The 973-nt window shown below is 44.6% G+C and carries 1 pseudogene; it reads right to left on the bottom strand.

What is annotated here, in order from left to right:
* A pseudogene (locus DDT91_RS20355) lies at positions 1–973 on the bottom strand (hypothetical protein); the annotation flags it as partial.

The following is a 973-nucleotide window of genomic DNA, read 5'->3' as shown; positions in this document are numbered from 1 at the left end:
TCATGATTAATGCACGTGTCATGACTACCGTATTGATTTTTTCAAACACAAATTCCCCCAAATAATCCAAGGTAGTGGTAGTGGCCCCTTCTACATTTACTTGGCGAACCTTCACCCCTTCCGCATTGTACCAATAGGTGAGGCTTCTTCCAGTCCCTGAGAATATGATGGACTTGGGAAGGTTTAGATGATTGTAGGTAATGACCACACTGTATTGATCATTATTCCCCAAGAGGTTTCCGTTAGCATCGTAATTGTAGGTACTGGTTCCCAGATTTTTGTAGTCTTTGGCCAGATAATTGGGTAAAGTCTGTGCATCATAAAGGTAGGACAGCTTATTGCTATGGGTAGCATAGGTGTAGGATAAATTATCCACCAATCCCCAGGTACTTACTGTCTGTTGGTTATTCCGCTGCAAGGAAGAAAGATTCCCATTTGCATCGTAAGTGATGCTTCCTATGTTAAACCTTCCATCTTGAGCACTAAGCCCCGGTACGGTATAGGCAGCACCATTGATCCGATTGCTTCGGTCATAGGAATAGTTGTAGACCCGCTTGGTATCATCCTGTCCTTTCCATTCAGCCTTGGAAATATTCCCGTTGTATTGAGGGGTCGTACCTCCCGATTCGTAAAACAATTCCTGGGCAAAGACTTTGTCCGAGGCATTGCTCGTCTGGGGATTGTTGATGCGCTTCAGCCAACCTCTGATATTGTAGGTATAATTCATCGCCGCATTGGCAGCCACAGGAAACGTTTTATTGGTCAGTTGCCCAAGTTGGTCATACTGAAAATTGACCAAGGTGACCGCAGGATCAGAATTGATTTTATGGGAAATGGAGGTCAATAGACCTGCATTGTTGTAAGCATAGTTTTTGGTAATGGTTTGGGTTCCCGGGGTAGTGAGTTGGGAAATGGTCTCGATAGGCTTGTTTTCAAAGTCAAATCGGGTAGATGCCCGGATAGTGCCTCCCAA

It is taken from the genome of Algoriphagus sp. AK58, assembly GCF_014324365.1.
Classification (GTDB): domain Bacteria; phylum Bacteroidota; class Bacteroidia; order Cytophagales; family Cyclobacteriaceae; genus Algoriphagus.
Note: the sequence above shows the minus strand (reverse complement) of the source record. Positions and strands in the feature narration are given on the sequence as shown.